At 59.6% G+C, this 20167-nt stretch carries 19 protein-coding genes; all 19 read left to right on the top strand.

The genetic code is table 11. The features are described 5' to 3' along the window. The first annotated feature begins 150 nt into the window (after positions 1-150). The 19 genes from ACUXHH_RS04215 to ACUXHH_RS04305 all read left to right on the top strand — a co-directional run bounded on the left by ACUXHH_RS04215 (position 151) and on the right by ACUXHH_RS04305 (position 20159). Positions 151-678, top strand: coding sequence for a P-loop NTPase family protein (locus ACUXHH_RS04215; protein WP_279754097.1), 528 nt, complete (start codon positions 151-153; stop codon positions 676-678). 105 nt (positions 679-783) lie between these two features. Next, positions 784-1218 carry a D-aminoacyl-tRNA deacylase gene (gene dtd, locus ACUXHH_RS04220; protein ID WP_279740022.1) on the top strand — a complete coding sequence of 145 codons (435 nt, stop codon included), beginning with the start codon at positions 784-786 and terminating at the stop codon, positions 1216-1218. 130 nt (positions 1219-1348) lie between these two features. Continuing rightward, positions 1349-2803: a replication-associated recombination protein A gene (locus tag ACUXHH_RS04225; RefSeq protein WP_458390891.1), complete on the top strand. Its 1455-nt coding sequence runs from the start codon at positions 1349-1351 to the stop codon at positions 2801-2803. 208 nt (positions 2804-3011) lie between these two features. Then, a complete protein-coding gene (locus ACUXHH_RS04230; protein WP_279754096.1) occupies positions 3012-4136 on the top strand; it encodes a hypothetical protein in 1125 nt (374 codons plus the stop codon). Positions 4137-4436: 300 nt separating this feature from the next. After that, positions 4437-4952: a hypothetical protein gene (locus ACUXHH_RS04235; protein ID WP_314078331.1), complete on the top strand. Its 516-nt coding sequence runs from the start codon at positions 4437-4439 to the stop codon at positions 4950-4952. Between the two features lie 420 nt (positions 4953-5372). Then, a complete protein-coding gene (gene rpsD / locus ACUXHH_RS04240) occupies positions 5373-6005 on the top strand; it encodes a 30S ribosomal protein S4 (RefSeq protein ID WP_279790278.1) in 633 nt (210 codons plus the stop codon). 306 nt (positions 6006-6311) lie between these two features. Further along, positions 6312-6746 carry a DUF948 domain-containing protein gene (locus tag ACUXHH_RS04245; RefSeq protein WP_279740013.1) on the top strand — a complete coding sequence of 145 codons (435 nt, stop codon included), beginning with the start codon at positions 6312-6314 and terminating at the stop codon, positions 6744-6746. After that, entirely contained in the window at positions 6746-7243 is a 498-nt protein-coding gene (locus ACUXHH_RS04250) for a peptide chain release factor 4 (protein ID WP_279740012.1), read from the top strand. The genes ACUXHH_RS04245 and ACUXHH_RS04250 overlap by 1 nt, the downstream gene beginning before the upstream one ends. Before the next feature lie 132 nt (positions 7244-7375). After that, positions 7376-10063 (top strand): alanine--tRNA ligase, encoded by a 2688-nt coding sequence (gene alaS / locus ACUXHH_RS04255; RefSeq protein ID WP_458390892.1) that lies wholly within the window; start codon positions 7376-7378, stop codon positions 10061-10063. A 2-nt stretch (positions 10064-10065) separates the two neighbouring features. Further along, the gene (ruvX, locus tag ACUXHH_RS04260; protein WP_005505922.1) at positions 10066-10629 is read left to right on the top strand and encodes a Holliday junction resolvase RuvX; all 564 of its coding nucleotides are present in this window, start codon (positions 10066-10068) and stop codon (positions 10627-10629) included. Further along, positions 10626-11819, top strand: a complete 1194-nt coding sequence (gene mltG, locus ACUXHH_RS04265) for an endolytic transglycosylase MltG (protein WP_458390893.1) — start codon at positions 10626-10628, stop codon at positions 11817-11819. Before ruvX ends, mltG begins: the two co-directional genes overlap by 4 nt. 220 nt (positions 11820-12039) lie before the next feature. Further along, positions 12040-12975 carry a shikimate dehydrogenase gene (locus ACUXHH_RS04270; RefSeq protein ID WP_279790282.1) on the top strand — a complete coding sequence of 312 codons (936 nt, stop codon included), beginning with the start codon at positions 12040-12042 and terminating at the stop codon, positions 12973-12975. Between the two features lie 119 nt (positions 12976-13094). Beyond that, the gene (gene aroC, locus ACUXHH_RS04275) at positions 13095-14312 is read left to right on the top strand and encodes a chorismate synthase (protein WP_279790283.1); all 1218 of its coding nucleotides are present in this window, start codon (positions 13095-13097) and stop codon (positions 14310-14312) included. Then, positions 14312-15811 (top strand): shikimate kinase, encoded by a 1500-nt coding sequence (locus ACUXHH_RS04280; protein WP_279790285.1) that lies wholly within the window; start codon positions 14312-14314, stop codon positions 15809-15811. The genes aroC and ACUXHH_RS04280 overlap by 1 nt, the downstream gene beginning before the upstream one ends. Before the next feature lie 25 nt (positions 15812-15836). Next, a complete protein-coding gene (aroB, locus tag ACUXHH_RS04285) occupies positions 15837-16967 on the top strand; it encodes a 3-dehydroquinate synthase (RefSeq protein WP_279790287.1) in 1131 nt (376 codons plus the stop codon). 226 nt (positions 16968-17193) lie between these two features. Beyond that, positions 17194-17757, top strand: a complete 564-nt coding sequence (gene efp, locus ACUXHH_RS04290) for an elongation factor P (protein WP_279740000.1) — start codon at positions 17194-17196, stop codon at positions 17755-17757. After that, positions 17757-18167 (top strand): transcription antitermination factor NusB, encoded by a 411-nt coding sequence (gene nusB, locus ACUXHH_RS04295; protein WP_005505934.1) that lies wholly within the window; start codon positions 17757-17759, stop codon positions 18165-18167. Before efp ends, nusB begins: the two co-directional genes overlap by 1 nt. A 319-nt stretch (positions 18168-18486) precedes the next feature. Then, complete coding sequence (pyrR, locus tag ACUXHH_RS04300; RefSeq protein ID WP_279790288.1) at positions 18487-19161, top strand: bifunctional pyr operon transcriptional regulator/uracil phosphoribosyltransferase PyrR; 675 nt, start codon at positions 18487-18489, stop codon at positions 19159-19161. Then, the gene (locus tag ACUXHH_RS04305; RefSeq protein ID WP_279754087.1) at positions 19158-20159 is read left to right on the top strand and encodes an aspartate carbamoyltransferase catalytic subunit; all 1002 of its coding nucleotides are present in this window, start codon (positions 19158-19160) and stop codon (positions 20157-20159) included. The genes pyrR and ACUXHH_RS04305 overlap by 4 nt, the downstream gene beginning before the upstream one ends. Positions 20160-20167: the final 8 nt, after the last annotated feature.

The raw sequence follows: 20167 nt of genomic DNA on the forward strand, positions 1-20167 counted from the left end.
CTGTGCGGCGTGGACCCGGCGGGCGTTGAGTTGTGCCGGGGTCGCCGTTGAGGGTGGGCTGTGTATTCTGCCTGTGCAGGGTCACAGCCCGCCCTTTGTCTCAACTGGCGTGCGTGCCGATCTGTGTACTAAGTAAAGGGGGAGGGGAGCATGCGTATTCTGGTTGCCGGCCCGAGCGGTAGCGGTAAGACGACGTTCGCGGCGCGGTTAGGGCGCCTCCTGGACATTCCGCATACGGAGATGGACTCGTTGCATTGGGGTCCGAACTGGACTCCGCGCCCTAGTTTTGAGGCGGATGTTCAGGCGCTCATTGATCGGCCTGCGTGGATTACGGAGTGGCAGTATCCGCAGGTGCGTGGCCGCCTGCTGGAGCGTGCGGATGTGGTGATTTACTTGCGCTATAGCCGTGCGGTGGTCATGTGGCGTGTGGTTCGCCGGACGGTGCGCCGTGCGGTGACGGGTCAGAGGCTGTGGGCTGATAATGTGGAGCCGCCATTGAAGAATATTCTGCGTGACCCGGACAACATGATTCGGTACACGTGGAGGAGCTACCCGCACGTCGGGGAATTGCTGGCGGAGGCTCGCGGGCAGCATCTGCAGAAGCGTTTTATCGAGTTTCGTACCCCGCGGGCGGCAAACCAGTTTTTGCGTGCCGTGCAGCTGCGCGGCGTGCTCTGAGGCGGCTGCCCTAAACCAGCCGCCGAGAGCGGTGTTGAGTGAGATGTATGAGCCCGGTGAAGGCCGGCTCCAAGTTGAAAGATGAACCCAGTTGAAAGGTGAACGATGCGAGCTGTTATTCAGCGTGTGACCCGCGCGGTGGTGCGCGTGAACGGTGAGACCGTTGGGGCGATTGAGCAGCCCGGCTACCTGATTCTGGTCGGCATCACGCACGGTGACGGTGCGGCGCAGATTGCGAAGCTTGCCGATAAGACCGCGAACCTGCGCCTGCTGGAGGGGGAGAAGTCCCTCCTCGATGAGGGTGCACCCGTGCTGGCGGTCAGCCAGTTCACCCTGTACGGGGATGCGAAGAAGGGCCGCCGCCCCTCCTGGTCTGCTGCTGCGCCCGGCGCGGTGAGTGAGCCGCTGTTCAACGATTATGTTCAGGCGTTGCGTGAGCATGGCCTGCACGTGGAGACCGGTGTGTTCGGTGCGGACATGCAGGTGGAGCTTGTCAATGACGGCCCGGTGACCCTGATTCTCGATAGTGAGACCCTCTAAGAGTGGCTCACAATTTAGACGCTAGGTTCTGATTTCTGGTCATGAGTTAGTGACTTCGGCGGGGGTCTTTAACCCGTACCAGAGTCACGAAGTCATGACCGAATTTCCTGTGAAACGATAGAGTAAGACTATGGCTGATTCCCTCTTTGATCTTGAATTGCCCGATGACGGGGACCGCGTGAGCCTGATTGGCGCGCCCGCTGAGGAGCCCTCCTCCTCGCGCGCCTCTGCGTCGCGTGCGCACTCTTCCCGTTCGGCGTCTCGTGCACCGTTGGCGGTGCGTATGCGTCCGCGCACTATTGATGAGGTTCTCGGCCAGGATCATCTGCTGACTCCGGGTGCGCCTTTGCGCGTATTGGCGGGGGAGAACGCCGGACCGGCTGGCCCGTCTTCGGTGATTCTATACGGCCCTCCGGGTACGGGCAAGACCACCCTGGCGCATGTGATTGCGCGCGCACCGGGTCGCAAGTTCGTGGAGCTTTCGGCGATTACCGCGGGCGTGAAGGATGTTCGCGCGGTCATGGATCAGGCGCTGCTCGACCGCGATATGTACGGCACGACCACCGTGCTGTTCCTCGATGAGATTCACCGTTTCACGAAGGCTCAGCAGGATGCGCTCCTACCCGGCGTGGAGAACCGCTGGGTGATTCTGGTGGCGGCTACGACGGAGAACCCGTCGTTCAGCATTATTTCGCCGCTGCTTTCGCGCTCGCTGCTGTTGCGGGTTCATTCGCTGGAGCAGTCCGATATTGAGCACCTGATTGACCGTGCGTTGGCTGACCCGCGCGGTTTTGGCGGCGCGGCGGTCATTGATGCGGATGCGCGCGCCCACCTCGCGGCAGTTTCTGGAGGCGATGCTCGCCGCTCCCTAACCTCGCTGGAGGCGGCGGTTGCGATTGCGTTTAGTGAGGCTGAGGACGCCGGGGTTGAGTATTCGGTCAAGCAGCCCCTGCCGGTGACGGCAGAGCACGCGAGCTTGGCGGTCAATCGGTCGGTGGTGCACTATGATAAGCAGGGCGATCAGCACTACGACGTCACCAGTGCCTTTATTAAGTCGATTCGTGGCTCAGACGTGGATGCTGCCCTACACTATCTAGCGCGCATGATTGAGGCGGGGGAGGACCCCCGGTTTATTGCCCGCCGCCTGATTGTTCATGCCAGTGAGGATATCGGTATGGCTGACCCCACGGCCCTGACTGCTGCGGTGAATGCTGCTCAGGCTGTTCAGCTGGTGGGGCTGCCGGAGGCTCGGTTGAATTTGGCGCAGGCGACGATTCATCTGGCGTCTGCCCCTAAGTCGAATGCCGTGTACCGGGCTATCGATGGGGCGTTGGCGGACGTCCGTGCAGGCTTGGCAGGGCCGGTTCCGGTTCATCTGCGCGATGGTCACTACCCGGGGGCTACTGCACTGGGGCATGGTAAGGGCTATGTCTACCCTCACGATCAGAAGAACGGGGTGGCCCGCCAACAATATGCCCCTGAGGCTCTGGTGGGGAAGGTCTACTATACTCCCACAGTTTTTGGGGCTGAGGGACAGATAGGGGAGCGTCTGAAAAAAATAGCCTGCCTACGCGAGCCCGCCTAGTGAAAATCTGCAAAGAAAAGAGAGGAAGCCAGACGCTCTGTGGTTAACAGAATACGAAAGAAACTTGGGCGATTACGTCTGCTTTTCTAGCTTACGGGTCTATAATTAAGGAGTTGTAAGTACATCTGTGAGAGCATTGTGTTTTCATAGAGCTTTGTGGTATTTACACGTCTTATTTCTCCCTAAATACTTTAAGGAAAAGTTACACATGACTCACGGTTTTTCCCGACGTACCCTAGCAAAGGGTGTTGCCTGGGCAGCTCCTGTGGTTGTTGCGTCTGCGTCGGTTCCCGTTTACGCGGCTTCTTCTCCCTGCCCCGCTGACATCGACGCACAGGTAGAGGCTGTCTTCCAGAGGCGTCTGGCCGCTCTGCCCAACCTGCAGAACACCACCATTCGTTTCTGGTACAACAATAACGCTAGCTCCAACGGTGCCCTAGGAACCTCCAACCTGCGTGTGCAGGTAACCAACGGTGGTGTTCTGGACGTTCCTCAGCTGCCCTTCGGCTTCGAGTTCGCTCAGCGTAACGTTGCCACCTCTCCCGCTATCAACAAGCTCTTCGGCGGCGGCAAGATCCGTTCCGCCCAGATGCCTGCTGAATGGCCTGCCAACAACAAATGGAACACCAGCACCGGTGTAGCTGACGATTCTCCCGCAGCTGTCAACGTGGATGATCCCAATGCTCCTAACCAGCGCGACGTCTCCCATGCCTCTTCCTACATCGACGTCTACTCTGCTGACGGCCGCTACAACAACCTGGGTGCTGGCGAGTTCGGTGAAGAGACCGGTGTTGCCGAGGGTAACCATCTCAAGTGGCTCTTCGCCATCAAGCCCAACACTGCAGCCACCAAGGGCGACGCTGTTGACTTCGTTAACTCCCACTGGCGTGATGGTACCGTTATTGGCTCTGGCGCAATCTACACTGCCATTGGTGTTCGCCCCGTTGGCTTCCTGCCCCCCAGCTTCGATGAGGTCCGTTCTTCCGTTGGCTCCTCTGTTGACGAGGCCTGCCTGCTGAACGCCTACACCAAGAGTGTAGACAACTGGAACAACAGCAAAAAGCGTTTCGCCGGTGCCACCATCCAGTTCTCTGGTTGGGCTCACGACACCAGCGGTGACACCAAGGCTGTTACCTACACCGGTAGCGGCTACGTCTACTCCAACGAGATTGGTGCCTTCCAGAAGACCACCTCTGCAGGCGCTGCCGGTACCGGCTTCAATGGTTCCACCTCCAATGCTGTGACCTTCTTCAACGCCCAGCTGGTTGGACTCACTCGTGGCCAGGACACCCAGCTTGGCTACCAGCTCATGTATGCCGATGGTATCTGGTAAGATCAAAGGTAAATCCAACTCTTGTGTCTATAGTTAGACTCATAGGGAAAGGGTTAAGCGGGGGAGGGGTTACATATCCCTCCCCCGCTCTGTGATATCCTCTAAAAGCCCCGCATGGGGGCTGTTAAGGCGCAAATGGAGTGTTTTTGCCCCATAAAAGGGAGTAAAAACCGAATACATAGTTAGCCTTTAGCTTGCTAAAATCTTAGGTGTGCCACTGATCGGTTGAGACCTAGTAGTCGGCCCCTCCTCGACATATTGCTCACGCTTTCGCATCTTTAGAGATTGGATGATGTACTTATGATGAAAAAGACCCTGACTGCAACCCTTGTAGGCGCTCTAGCCCTGGGCGGTGCAGCCCTGACTCCTGCAGAGGCAGCTACCGCACCTACCTCTGTTAATGCCTACACCAACGTAAGTTCTTTCGCTCCGGTTCCCGGCCTAGCCACCATCGGCCAGCTCTATCTTGGGAATGCAGGCTCCGCCTCAGGCAACCTGCCCAGCGGAACTCGTTTCTACGTAACCGTCGAGGATATGAGCGGTGCCCCCGTCCGGAACACCTCTTTAACCCTCACTACCCCCATGTCAACCAAGATTAAGATTGCTCGTGTCAACTCCCACACCTTTATGGTAACCCTCCGCGGTGAGCTGGGTCCCGGCGAGCAGATTCGTCTTGATTGGGCTCATGGCCACTACTTGAACCACTCCAAGCGTAACAAGATTGTGGTTACCACCGACTACATCCCTAACACTGCTGTAGACACCAACACTGCTAACAACACCAGCGTTTACGATAACTACGGCCACGGCATCTAAGAAATTTAAGGTTCCACCTATATGAGAGTAAGTCGGCTCTAGGAGATTTTTTTCCCTTAGAGCCGACTTCTTATATTTGTAAACCAGAAAAAGCTTGTTGAGCATACAGTAGACGCTATGTTTAATATCATAGTCAGTTCCTCCTCCCTGACCTACCTTGAGTGGCTACACTAGAAAGGTGGCTGGCAGACTACCCAAAACGCAGCGTCCGCCCCGGTAACGGGGTAGAAACTGATCATCGGGTAGCTCATAGTACCGAGAGTGCGGCTGCTCTCTACTCTCCACCGCCCAAACCGTGGGCGGCCTACCGGAGGCCAGACCACCAGAACAATGGCACACCCACACCCATGGGAAACGCTCAGCACATCACCGTATATGCGTCATGAGCCGTGCCACCGCTAAAGAAAAGGAATACGAACTGTGGCAAACCACAACCGCCCCCGCCGTACCGTGCGTCAGTCCCGTGCCCTGGGCATTGCACTGACCCCGAAGGCAGAAAAGTACCTCGAGCGCCGTCCTTACGGCCCCGGCCAGCACGGCCGTGCCCGCAAGAAGGCTGACTCCAACTACGCTACCCAGCTGAAGGAAAAGCAGCGTCTGCGCGCTCAGTACAACATTCGCGAGGCACAGATGCGCCGCGCATACCTCGAGGCAAAGCGTACCGAGGGCCAGACCGGTAAGAACATGGTCGAGCTGCTCGAGACCCGCCTCGACGCTCTGGTTCTGCGTGCAGGCTTCGCCCGCACCATTGCACAGGCACGTCAGATGGTTGTTCACCGTCACATCATGGTTGACGGCGTTCGCGTGGACCGCCCCTCGTTCCAGGTTAAGCCCGGCCAGTTGATCCACGTTCACCCCAAGGCTGAGAAGACCACCCCCTTCCAGGCTGCGGCTGCAGGTGAGAACCAGGCAGTTCTGCCCGAGGTTCCCGCGTACCTGAACGTTGAGATTGAGAAGCTGCACGCAAAGCTTGAGCGTAAGCCCAAGCGCGAAGAGATCCCCGTAATCTGCGACGAGCAGCTGGTCGTTGAGTACTACTCGCGTCTGGCATAATCTCGATTTTTCGAGAAGCAACCCGTCCTGCACCGTTCGGTGGGGGCGGGTTGTTCCCGTTTAACACGCGGGTTTTTTGGGTATATACACCAGAGAGCAGTGGTGCCACTGAACCTGTGAATCTTCCGTCGCTGGGAGTTTCATGAGAGTTTAGGGGGCGCTTGAAGGATTTTTCGACTAAAATAAGGGATTGAACTGTGTGTACAGTCCTGAACTGTACGCACAATCCGGCTGCATGCCACGGTGGCATGCGGTCCTGTACGACTATTTGATAAGCATCATGCATTGAGCGGAATGGGGTTATAGATGACCGGCGGAGATATTGCGGGCCTGATTGCAGCAGGAGTTTTTGCGATTCTGGTGGCTCTTCTTGCGCTACCCATTATTCGCCTGACTAAAGTATTTGATGAGCTTATCGTGACGATTCGTTCGCTGAACCAGAGCACCGGCCCCCTCATTGAAGAGGTGACCCGCACTGTGGTAACCACCAATGAGCAGCTGGAGAAGGTTGACGACATCACCTCGAACGTTTCAGATGCGTCTGCGAATGTTTCTGCGCTGTCCTCGCTGGTGACCTCGACTGTGGGTCAGCCGCTGATTAAGGTTGCGTCCTTCTCCTACGGTGTGCGTCAGGCGTTCCGCGGAGGTAAGCCCGGCGACGCACACGGCACCGGCAACAACAACGCTGGCGGTCAGTATGGTTCGGCACAGTCCTCTTACTCTGCAGGTGGTGAGAACTAATGGGTCTGCTTCGTTCAGCTCTTCTGCTTGGCGCCGGCGCGGCGGTTGGTTACTTTGCTTCCAAGCGTGCCACCGCCTCCGAACCTGCTCAGCGTACCCCCGGCAGCGCCCTGCTCATGCGTGAGCACGGTGAACTGGCCCTCAACCCGGAGTCTCAGATGGGAAAGTTCTTCGATTCGCCGATTGGCAAGCCCCTGCAGCCGTATGCGTTGCGTGCTGTTGAGTTCGCCGCCCGCGTGCGTGAGGGCATGCAGGAAAAGGAGATGGAGCTCAACGCTAAGGTGGAGCGCCAGAAGCAGGATCTGCGTCCTGGCTCCCTGGATACCTGGGAGCGCAAGATGAGCTCGACTGAGATTGAGTCCACGAACCGCCGCCTGGCTGAGCGTGAACTTATTGAGGTGGAGGCTGAGATTGCCTCCTTGGAAGAGGCGCAGAAGCGAGCGCGTGAGCAGCGCATTGCGCGTGACCGTCAGCTCGGTGATGGCTTCTTCAACTAGGTTTTAAAACGTGGTGTCTTCGCCCGTAAACCACGGTACGAGACTGGCTCAATTAGCCATTTTGCTCTCGGGCAGGCACCATAGGTCAGTAGACTAATTTAGAATTTCGCACAGATTACTCTAAGGAATGAGATGCTCTCACAGGAGATTTCCAAGCGCTGGATCGATTTCTTCGCTTCCCGCGGCCATACTGTGGTGCCTTCGGCATCGCTGATTTCGAACGAGCCCGGCGCTATGTTCACCATTGCCGGTATGGTGCCGTTCATTCCCTACTTCTTGGGCCGTGAGACCCCTCCGTTCTCCCGCGCGACCAGCGTGCAGAAGTGCATCCGCACCCTGGACATTGAAGAGGTGGGTAAGACTGCGCGTCACGGTACCTTCTTCCAGATGGCTGGTAACTTCTCCTTCGGTGATTACTTCAAGGAGAAGGCGATTCCTTTCGCTTACGAGTTGCTGACTACCTCTCAGGATCAGGGTGGTTTTGGCCTGGACCCCGAGCGTTTGTGGGTCACCATCTACGAGGGTGACGAAGAAGCATTCGAGATTTGGACTAAGACCGTTGGGTTCCCCGCTGAGCGTATTCAGCGTATGGGCATGAAGGAAAACTACTGGTCCACTGGTCAGCCCGGCCCTGCAGGTCCCGACTCGGAGATTTTCTATGACCGTGGCCCCGCCTATGGTAAGGAAGGCGGCCCGGCGGCTGACGACGACCGTTACATTGAGATTTGGAACCTCGTGTTTATGCAGTACCAGCGTGGCGAGGGCCTCGGCAAGGATGACTTCGAGATTCTGGGTGAGCTGCCGAAGAAGAACATTGATACCGGCCTGGGTGTTGAGCGCCTGGCAATGCTGTTGCAGGGTGTTGAGAACTTCTACGAGACCGACCAGGTTCGCCCGGTTTTGGATGCAGCATCCAAACTGTCCGGTAAGAAGTACCACGGCTCTGAGTCCCCTGAGGACGAAGGCTACGAGGACGACGTGCGTATGCGCGTGGTGGCTGACCACATCCGCTCCTCCCTTATGCTGATTGCTGACGGTGTCACCCCCTCCAATGAGGGTCGCGGCTACATTCTGCGCCGTCTGATGCGCCGCGCTATCCGTGCGATGCGTCTGCTGGGCGTGACTGAGCCTTGCCTGCCCGTGCTGTTCCCGGCGTCTTGCGAGGCTATGAAGGGTGCTTTCCCGTACGTGGGTGATGACTTCGAGCGTATTTCCCGCATTGCCTACGCTGAGGAGAAGGCGTTCCTGCATACCATTGAGACCGGTACTGAGCGTCTGGAAGAGGCAGTTGCTGCCGCTAAGAAGGACGGCTCCAACGCTGTTTCCGGTGCTGAGGCGTTTGCTCTGCACGACACCTACGGCTTCCCGATTGACCTGACCCTGGAGATGGCTGCTGAGGCTGGCGTGAAGGTTGACGAGAAGGCTTTCCGTGAGCTGATGGCTGAGCAGCGTCACCGTGCACAGGCTGACGCTAAGGCGAAGAAGGGCGCGTTCGCTGACCTGTCCGAGCTGCGTAAGCTCGTGGATGAGCGTGGCTCCATCTTCACCGGTTACACCGAGCTGCGTACTGAGACTCACCTGCGTGCAATCCTGGTGGACGGCGTATCTGTTCCCGCAGCTAAGGCCGGCGACAAGATTGAGGTTGTCCTGGATGAGACTCCGTTCTACGCTGAGGCTGGTGGCCAGGCAGCTGATACCGGTGTTATTACCGGCAACGGCTTCATCATTGACGTTCAGGACGTTCAGCAGCCCGTGAAGGGCCTGAGTGTTCACCGCGCCGTTGTACGTGAGGGCGAGGTTCACACCGGTGCTGAGGTTGTGGCACAGGTTGACGTTCAGCGTCGCCGCGACGGTGAGAAGGCACACTCCGGTACCCACATTATTCACGCAGCTCTGCACCAGGTGTTGGGTAATGAAGCAACTCAGCGCGGCTCCTTCAACAAGGAAGGCTACCTGCGCTTCGACTTCGCATGGGGCGAGGGCCTGTCCGAGTCTGCTAAGCGTGAGGTTGAAGAGGTAGCAAACCTCGCTATTCGCGATAACCACCAGGTGATTACCCGTGAGATGCCACTGGCTGAGGCTAAGGCTCTTGGCGCTATGAGCCTCTTCGGCGAGAAGTACGGCGACGTGGTGCGTGTTGTTGAAATCGGTGGCGAGTTCTCCCGCGAGCTGTGCGGTGGTACCCACGTTGGTTCGTCCGCTGAGGTTGGTTCCCTGACCCTGCTGACTGAGGGTTCTGTTGGCTCCGGTAACCGCCGTGTTGAGGCTCTGGTGGGTCTGGACTCCTTCAACCACCTGACTGCTGAGCGTACCCTGGTGAACCAGCTGACCGGTCTGATGAAGGTTCAGTCCTCCGCTGATCTGCCGGAGAAGATTAACCAGACTCTGGCTAAGCTGAAGGCTGCTGAGAAGGAACTGGCTCAGCTGCGCCGCGAGAAGCTGCAGGCTGAGGCTGGCAAGCTGCTGGAGAATGCACAGACCATCGGTTCTGTTCGCGTTCTGGCGCATGACGCTGGCGAACTGGACGCTAACGGCGTTCGTGAGCTGGCTCTGGATCTGCGTTCGCGCTTCGGCTCCGAGGCTACGGTTGTTGCTGTGGTGGGTGTGGCTAATGGTCGCCCCGTTATCCTGGTAGCAACCAACGAGGGCGCTCGTGAGGCTGGCGTGAAGGCTGGCGCTCTGGTCCGCGTCGCTGCCGGTGTTCTCGGCGGCGGTGGCGGCGGTAAGGACGACGTCGCTCAGGGTGGTGGCCAGGATGCATCCAAGATTGGTGCTGCACTGGACGCTGTCCGCGACGCTATCGCACAGGCTCAGGCCTAAATATGGCAGAATTCCAGCGGGGAGTGCGGATGGGCGTCGATGTGGGTAATGCTCGCGTCGGCACCGCCCTCAGCGACCCCGACGGCATCCTTGCCACCCCGCTCAAGACATTACGCCGCGACGCGAAGAAGAACTCTGACCGCCGTGTTTTGCGCAAGCTGATTGAGGTGAACGAGGTGGTGGAGGTTTTCGTCGGGCTTCCGAAGACCATGCGTGGTGGGGATTCTCCCTCCACGGAAATGGCTAGGGAGTACGCGCAGGCTCTGCGCTCCGAGCTGGATGCCGAAGAGAAAACACATATTAATATTTGGCTGGTGGATGAGCGACTCACCACCGTGAGCGCTCACCGTGCACTGCACGAGGCTGGGGTTTCCAGCCGAGATTTCAAGACTATGGTTGACCAGGTGGCGGCTGTGAACATTTTGCAGTACAGCCTGGATGCCCTCAAGGCGGGGCAGTCCGTAGCCGGGTACAAGGTGAGCGATCCGGCCCACGAAGAAAACCGACCGTCCGAGTCAGAAGGGACCGCGGTTGGTGCCGTCAACGAAACGGAGAACCTTCAGTGACCGAACAGAATAAACAGCCCGAAGAGAGCGGGCTCGACCTCTTTAGGCCTACGGCTGAGGACGAACGTAAGGGTATTACCGGCATTACGATGGAACAGGAAATCGTGTCGGTGGCTACGTTGCGTGCGCGTAAGCGCCGCCGCCGCGCCGTTTTGCTGAGCGCAATTTCCCTGTTTGTCGTGGCTCTGGTCATCATTTCTGGTGCCCTGATTACTCGCTACGACCCGTTCAAGAATCGTGACTACTCGGGTGGCGGTAACGGCATGACCGTAACTTTCACGATTCGTTCCGGCCAGTCCACCGCGCAGGTGGCTGCTGAGCTAGAAAATGCTGGCGTCATTGCTGATGCTGATAAGTTCCTTGAGGTGTACGCCAAGGAGAGCAAGGGTAAGTACTTGCAGCCTGGCACCTATGAATTGCAGCAGCACATGAGCAGCTCGAACGCTATCAACACGATTATTCAGGCGAACAGCAACGTACTGTACCTGGCTATTCCTCAGGGTAAGCGCGTGAGCGAGACCATCGATCTGATTGTTTCTGGCTCCGATGGCGCGTTCACCCGCAAGCAGGTTGAGGACGCGATCAGCAACTACACCCAGTACGGCGTGCCGAGCAACTTCCCGTCGATTGAGGGCTGGTTGCACCCGGGTGAGTACCGCTTCCCGAAGGATACCGACATCAAGAAGGTTATTCAGACCATGGTTGATAAGACCAAGGCTGACCTGAAGGAAGCCGGTGTGAGCGGCGATCAGAAGATCTTTGAGGTTCTGACTATTGCCTCTATCGTGGAACTTGAGGCTCAGCCGAAGGACTACGTGGCGGTTGCAGGCATCATTGAGAACCGTCTGAACAACCCTGATGGTGAGACCTCGGGTCTGATTCAGTCGGATGCGACCGTGACCTACGGTCTGGGTGTCCGCTCGTACCACCTGACTGAAGAGCAGAAGGCCGATAAGAGCAATAAGTACAATACTTATGCGAATAAGGGTCTTCCTAAGGGTCCGATTGGTTCCCCGCAGCTGGCTTCGATTAAGGCTGCTGCAGCTCCCGAGAAGAACCCGTACTTCTACTGGGTGACTGTGGACCTGGATTCCGGTGAGACCAAGTATTCCCGCACTTATGCTGAGCACCAGCGTTATGTTGAAGAGTACAACCAGTGGTGTTCTAAGCACCCGAACCGTTGTAGCTAAGCTGTAGCTGATTGGTTCAGCAGGTAGCTACGATTCGGTAGCTTTGGACTGAAGGTTCCTTGCTGAGGCGGGTACCGCCTCCACGAGAGTGGGGGAGGTGCCCGCCTTTGCTGTACCCGAATAGTGGTTTGTCCCTTAAAATGGGTAGAGTGCGCCTATGAACGTGGGTTCGTGGCGTGCGTGTCCGCAAGTCCCCAGCGTTGAGAGCGAGAGAGTACCGATGAAGACTGAGCCGTACCGTGAAGCCCCGTATCTTCGCCGTGCCTACGTGCTGGGGCACCCGATTTCCCATTCCCTGTCACCCGCGTTGCATCGTGCGGCGTATGACTTTTTGGGTGAGCAGAATTTGGGGTATGAGCGCCGCGATACTTTGCCTGATGATTTGCCGGCGATGATGTACGGTGTGCGACACCCGGACGGTACGGAGGATGCTCCGTATATTGCAGGTCTGTCGGTGACGATGCCGTTGAAGACCGCGGTCATCCAGTATTGCGATGAGATTAGCGAGATGGCGCAGGTGACCGGTGCGGTGAATACGGTGTATCCGCGTGGTGAGAAGATTCTGGGGCATAATACGGACGTCATTGGCATTGTGAACGCGCTGCGCCACGCCGGTTTGGAACCGGAACCGCTCAAGGATTCTGCCGCGATTGTGGGTGGGGGAGCGACCGCTATTTCTGCTTTGGCGGCGCTGCACGCGCTGGGGTACCGCCGCGTGAGCGTGTACGCCCGTTCGTTGCATAAGCTCGGTAGTGTGCAGGAGGCGGCGGGCCGCCTGGGCGTTCAGCTGGAACAGATTACGTTGGCTGATTTGCCGCAGAATCTTGCTGAGCGCGGTCATCACCCGGTGGTGTCTACTCTTCCGGCTCATGCGGCGGACGAGTGGGCGAGCCAGCTGAGCGGGCTGAAGGGCGCCTCCGTGACGCACCGGCCGGTACTGCTCGATGTTGCGTATAACCCGTGGCCTTCGGTGCTGGCGAGCGCTTGGGAGGCGAACGGCGGTACGGTGGTTTCTGGCCTGGAGATGCTGCTGTATCAGGCGGTGGAGCAGGTTCTGATTTTTACTGACCGCACCCTGTCTGAGGGTGAGCTGCTGGGCTTGGTGAATGCGATGTGTGCGGCGGTTGATCTTGCGCCTCGTGCTTCCGTTTCGTGAAAAAAGCGTGCTTTCACTCGCTCAGTAAACAGGCATTTTATACACTATTTATACACGTGAAGAATTATTATTCCTTCCTCCTGCGCTGCGGTGCGGGTGCGATGAAAAGAGGTTAACCTATGGCCCTGCGTTGGCTCACTGCCGGAGAATCCCACGGCGAGGCGCTCGTCGGCATTATTGAGGGCGTACCCGCCGGTGTGGAACTCACCAGCGACATGGTGCGTGACGCCCTGGCTCGCCGCCGCCTCGGCTACGGCCGCGGTGCCCGCATGAAGTTCGAGGAGGACCGCGTGCGCATCCTGGGCGGTGTGCGTCACGGCCTGACTCAGGGCGGCCCGGTCGCGATTGAGATTGCGAACACCGAGTGGCCCAAGTGGACTGACGTGATGAGCTCCGACCCGGTGGATCCGAAGCTGATTGAGGGTCGTGCGCGTAACGCTGCGCTGACTCGTCCGCGCCCCGGTCATGCCGATTTTGCGGGTATGCAGAAGTACAACTTCTCTGAAGCTCGCCCGGTGCTGGAGCGCGCCTCCGCGCGTGAGACTGCGACCCGCGTAGCTCTTGGCGTGGTTGCCGCACAGATTTTGAAGGCTCTGGGTGTTGAGCTGGTTTCTCACACCGTAGCTGTGGGTGGCGTGCACGCTCCTGAGGGTGCCCCGGTACCTTCGCCCCGCAACGTTGAGGAGCTGGACGCTGACCCGCTGCGCTGCTTCGACAAGGCAACCTCCGACGCGATGGTTCAGCGCGTGGATGAGGCGCACAAGGACGGTGAGACTCTCGGCGGTGTGGTTGAAGTGCTCGCGTACGGTATGCCTCCCGGACTGGGTTCGTACGTGCACTGGGACCGCCGCTTGGACGCGCGCCTTGCCGCGGCTCTGATGGGTATTCAGGCCATTAAGGGCGTTGAGGTTGGCGACGGTTTCGCGACCGCTGACCGCCCCGGCACTGCAGCTCACGACGAGATTTCCATTGGCGAAAATGGCGTCACCCGCGATACCAACCGTGCAGGTGGTATTGAGGGTGGTATGAGCATCGGTGACCTGCTGCGTGTGCGCGCGGCAATGAAGCCCATTGCGACCGTGCCGAAGGCCCTGAAGACCATTGACACGTCCACCGGTGAAGAGGCCCGCGCCCACCACCAGCGTTCGGACGTGTGTGCTGTTCCCGCCGCTGGCGTGGTGGCGGAGGCTATGGTCGCCCTAGTGCTCGCTGAGGCGGCACTGGAGAAGTTTGGTGGCGACTCCATGGGTGAGACTCGCCGCAACATGGATTCCTACCTGGACGCTATTCCGGCGTCTCTGGCTTGGGAGTCTAACGTGGCTGGTTGGGACGCGTAGTGCCCCTTCCTGCGGAGTCTGAGGGCAGCGGCGTGAACGGTTGTGGTTCCGGGGCGGTTTCTGTGGAACAGGGTGTCCGCCCGGTCGCTTCGAGCCCCCTTGCGCGTATTGCTGCGGCAACGCAGCGTGCGCGAGGGGGCGCTTCGCCGCGCCCGGAATCTGGTGTATCGGAATCCGTATCTGCCACGGCTGAGCAGGCTGTTGAGTGTGAGGATTCCTCCCGTCCGGCCTTTCGCGTGCCCACCCCGGCTGACCTGATGCATTCTGGTACCCGCCCCGTGCCTGCCGCTACTATGGCGAGCACGCAGGGTGTGCGCCTGTACGCTTCCTCGGTGTCTGAGGATGCTGACCCGGCGCTCGGTCTGGGCGAGGACCTGCGCCTGAAGCTGCTCAGCGCCCTGCAGGGCATGGGCACCGACGAAGAGGAGCCCCGCAAGGAGCCCGCGAAGGCGGAATCACCTAAGCCGCCTGTGTCCAAGCCTGCAGCTCCGAAGCCGGCTGCACCGAAACCTGCCGCGCCCAAGCCGGCACCTGTAAAGCAGGTACAGCCTGCAGAGGCGGCGGGGGAGAGGGCTACCGCTCCCGTGCAGAAGACTGAACCGCAGTCTGCCCCCGTAGCCCCCATAGCCGCATCCGCAACTCCCGTAGCTGTGCCCGCGGCTGACCCCGCCAAGCCGGTTCGTCCGACCCCGGCACTGTTCGGCAAGGTTCAGGTTGTCGCACCCGCAGTACCCGCCGCGGAAGCAGAGAGCCAACCAGAGGAGAATCCCCTCGAAGCTTCCGAACTGCCCGCAACTTCCGCTGAATCTGCGGCACCTGCAGATATTGCAGCGTCGGAAGAACTGGGCGCGCCGGAAGAAACTCACGCAGAAGTGCTCGCAGAAGACGAGTCTGCCGGCGGCGCTCGCATACACCCGCAGCAGGTGCGTGAAATGCACGAGAACTTCGCGGAACGCGCCCGCCCCATCGTGCTCATCGGTCCCATGGCGGCAGGTAAGACCTATATTGGTACGCACCTGGCGCGTTTTTACGGCTACGAGTTCCTCGACGCCGACCAGCTCATCGTGGAACGCTACGGCGAAGTCTCCGAAATCTTCGAGATTTTCGGTGAGACGCACTTCCGCGAGCTCGAACGCAAAACCATCGAAGAGGTCCTCACCTCGCCGGTGTACCGCAATACGGTGTTCTCCCTGGGCGGTGGCGCACCCATGACCGATTCGGTTGCGGAGCTGCTCAAGGACGAATGCGTGGTGTACATCCTCGTTGATGCTGACACCGTCACCCCGCGCATTACCGGCAGCAAGACCCGCCCGCTGCTGCAGCCGAACCCGGTGGAGCGGTGGACCGAAATTTTTGAGCGTCGCCGCAGCCGATACGAAGAGCTGGCGCACTTCACCCTGGACGCACGAGGCGGCCGCCCCATCACCGAGATGACTGCAGAAATCCAGGCGTACGTGACCGCAATCCGTACTTCCCGAGCGCAGCACCCCCAAGCATAACCCCTCACCTGTGAAAGGACACATGATGAGCACTCAGCCCGCCCCCACTTTCGGTGCCTCCGGCGCGGAAGATATTACCCGCATCCCGGTGACCGGCAGCTCCCCGCGTGAGAACTATGAGGTTCTCATTGGCCACAACCTGCTCGGTAAGATTCCCGAAATTCTGGGCAACCGCACCAAGAAGGTGCTCGTGATTCACCCGCGTGCCCTGCGTTCCACCGGTGAGCTGGTCATGGAAGACCTACGTGCCATGGGATACGAATCTTTCAGCGCCGAAATCCCGGATGCTGAGGAGGCGAAGCACTACCAGGTGGCGGCATTCTGCTGGCAGGTGCTCGGCCAGAACGACTTCACCCGCACCGACGCAATCATCTCCGTGGGTGGCGGCGCTATTACCGACGTTGCCGGCTTCGTGGCGGCAACCTGGCTGCGCGGCGTGCGCGTTATTCACATTCCGACCACCCTGCTCGGCATGGTGGACGCTGCCGTGGGCGGTAAGACCGGCATCAACACTGCCGAGGGTAAGAACCTGGTCGGCGCGTTCTGGCCGCCCGCCGCGGTACTCTGCGAGATCGGCACCCTGCGCACCCTGCCCGAGAACGAGCTGCTGACCGGCATGGGTGAGATCGTCAAGTGCGGCTTCATCGCAGACCCCGAAATCCTCGACCTGATTGAGGCGAATCCGAACGCCGTGCGTGACTCGCAGTCCGCCATCATGCGTGAACTCATTGAGCGTAGCGTGCGTGTGAAGGCTGAGGTCGTCTCCGAGGACCTGCGCGAATCCGGCCGCCGCGAAATCCTGAACTACGGCCACACCCTCGCCCACGCCATTGAACGTAACGAACGCTACCAGTGGCGTCACGGCGCGGCAGTGTCCGTCGGCATGGTCTACGCCGCCGAACTGGCGCTGGCAACCGGCCACGCCGACGAAGAACTCGTGGCACGCACCCGCCGCATCCTCGAATCCCTGGGCCTGCCCACCTCCTACAAGGCAGACGCCTGGCCCCAGCTGCTCGAAGCAATGCGCCGCGACAAGAAGGCACGCGGCAACCTGCTGCGCTTCATCATTCTTGACGGTTTGGCTCACCCGCGCGTCTACGAGGTGCCGGACGACTCAATCCTGTACATGACCTACCAGGAGATTATCTCCGAGTAGGCCTGAGTCCCGTACAGTCACCGCCACGCACCCGCCACACGACTGCCAACATATGACAGTCAGCATGCGGCAACAGGGCGGGGGGCCATAGCATCTGTGGTGCCCCTGCTAGGCAAATTCGTGCGCATCCTGTAGAATGTACTGGACATATTTTTGCTTATTGAAAACTTAGCGCCGCGCCGGGTACCACTACGGCGTGAGCGTCGATGACACGAAGGAGAGCCCCATGGCATCCACTACCGATATTAAGAACGGCGCCGTCCTGAAGATTGACGGCAACCTCTGGTCCGTCGTAGAGTTCCAGCACGTTAAGCCCGGTAAGGGTGGCGCATTCGTCCGCACCAAGCTGCGCAACGTTACCTCCGGCAAGGTCGTCGATCGTACCTTCAACGCTGGCGCTAAGATTGAAACCGCAACCGTTGACCGCTCCGACTACCAGTACCTGTACCAGGACGGCGACGACTACGTCTTCATGGACATGAAGACCTACGACCAGATCAATGTTCCCGCAACCGTTGTTGGCGACGCAGCAAACTACATGCTCGAGTCCCAGACCGCAACCATCGCGCTGAACGAGGGCACCCCCCTGTACATTGAGCTGCCCGCATCCGTGGTCCTCGAAATCACCTACACCGAGCCCGGCCTGCAGGGTGACCGCTCCACCGGCGGCACCAAGCCCGCAACCGTTGAGACCGGCTACGAGATCCAGGTTCCCCTGTTCCTGGAGACCGGCACCAAGGTCAAGGTTGACACCCGCACCGGTGAGTACCTCGGTCGCGTGAACGACTAATGAATTCACGTACTAAAGCCCGATTGCGCGCCCTCGAAGTGCTCTTCGAAGCGGATCAGCGCAACGAAGATTATATTGAGGTACTCCGCCGCCGCCGACTGTACACGGTAGCGCAGATTTCTGCTTACTCTGAGGAAATCATTCGTGGCGTCCGCGACCACGATGAAGAAATCCGTGAGTTTGTTGAGACTTACGCCCGTGACTGGTCCTTCGAGCGTATGCCCGCCGTGGACCGTGCCGTGCTACGTATTGGCACTTGGGAGCTTCTGTACAATGACGAAGTTCCGGATGCTGTCGCAATTTCTGAGGCTGTCGGTCTGGCGCGTGTGCTGTCCACGAATGAATCTCCGAAGTTCGTGAACGGTCTGCTGGATAAGCTCCGTCAGGTGAAGCCGACCCTGCTCGCGTAAGACATCCTGCCGCTGGCTCTTATGGCTGGTTGGCTTGCCGCCGTTGATGATGCACCCGCAGGGGAGCGTACGTGAAACCCCCGCCGTCCTGTAGTTCGCTACAGGACGGCGGGGGTTTTCTGTGTCTATGCTTCTTCGGTTGGTGCGGTTCTGCGTGGCTGAGCGCCTTGAGGACGGATCCCCCGCCCCGCTCCATACCAGCTCCGTCCCCGCCGTGAGCGGTCTCTCGCCGAACCTGAACGTAGCCTGTGAACTGTGGTACCCTACTAGAAGCACAAAACCTTTAAATCCGTCCCGTGAGGCGGGGAAGGAGACGGCTATGCCTGGGTCAACTGTACCCACATCCGGCGTGAACCAGGGGCGAAATCTAACCGCAGCCCCACATTCGGCAACCCCTCAAAGCACCTCCGTGGACGCGACCACCGTCGGCCGCACCATCCTCAGCGAGGACGAAATCCGCCGCGCCCTCACCCGCATCGCCTACGAAATTATTGAAACCAATAAAGGCGTAGAAAACCTCGTACTCATCGGCATCCGCTCCCGCGGCGTACCCCTCGCCGTACGACTCGCCGCCCGCATCCAAGCCATCGAGCCGAACTTCAACGCAGAAACACGACTCGGCGCCCTGGACATCACCGCCTACCGCGACGACCAGCCTGCCTCGCCCAACGGCACCACCTCCCCAGAGAACACAGGGGAGAGCATCATGCCCAGCATCGGCATTGAAGGTAAAACCGTAGTCCTCGTTGACGACGTCCTCTACTCCGGCCGCACCGTACGCGCCGCCCTTGACGCACTCAACGCCCACGGACGACCCGCCCTCGTACGCCTGGCAGTCCTCGTAGACCGCGGACACCGGCAACTACCCATCCGCGCCGACCACGTGGGCAAAAACCTGCCCACCAGCGCCAGCGAAACGGTGCGCGTCGTACTGACCGAAACTGACAACGCAACAGACCGAGTCGATATTATCCAGCTGGGAGGGCTCTCATGAAGCATCTGCTCGACACCCGCGAACTAACCCGCGAAGAAGCCATCGAAATCCTTGACGTCGCCGACTACATGGCGCAGGTCAAAGCCGAAAACCGCACCCTGAACGTACTCAACGGAAAGACCATCGTCAACCTCTTCTTTGAGGACTCCACCCGTACCCGCCTCTCCTTCGAAGCCGCGGAGAAGCGCCTGGGTGCAACCGTCACGAACTTCTCTGCTTCTGGATCCTCCCTGTCTAAGGGCGAGTCGCTCAAGGACACCGCGCAGACTCTCAAGGCGATTGCCGCGGATGCGTTCGTGATCCGCCACTCGGCATCCGGCGCACCGCAGCGCCTCGCCGAGGCAGGCTGGACTGATATCCCCGTGCTCAACGCGGGCGACGGCACCCATGCGCACCCCACCCAGGCACTGCTCGACGCCGTATCCCTGCGCCAGTACAAGGCAGAACGCGACGGCCTCGATAGCCCCCGCGGCACCGACCTGTCCGGTATGCGCGTGCTCATCGTCGGCGACATCCTGCACTCGCGCGTGGCACGCTCCAACCTCTGGCTGCTGACCACCCTCGGCGCGCAGGTCGTCTTCGTCGCACCGCCGACCCTACTGCCGCTGAACACTGCCTCCTGGGTTGAAGAAGCTGGCGTAGAAATCTTCCACGACTTCGACGAAGCCATTGCCACCAACCCCGATGCCGTCATGCTGCTGCGCATCCAGAAGGAACGCATGAACGCCGCGTACTTCCCCTCCGCAGAGGAGTACACCGACCTGTGGGGCCTGACCGCCGAACGCTTCGCAACCCTGCAGGCACAGCCGCAGCCGGTCGCAATCCTGCACCCGGGCCCCATGAACCGCGGCCTGGAGATCTGCTCCGAAGCCGCCGACGCCACCAACTCCTGGGTCCTGCGCCAGGTCAGCAACGGCGTGGCGCTGCGCATGGCGGTGCTCTACCTGCTTCTAACCGACGGCTCCAGCGCCAAACTCTACGCCGGCGACGAATCCTAAACGACCTT

It is taken from the genome of Rothia sp. 110740021-2 (assembly GCF_054263775.1).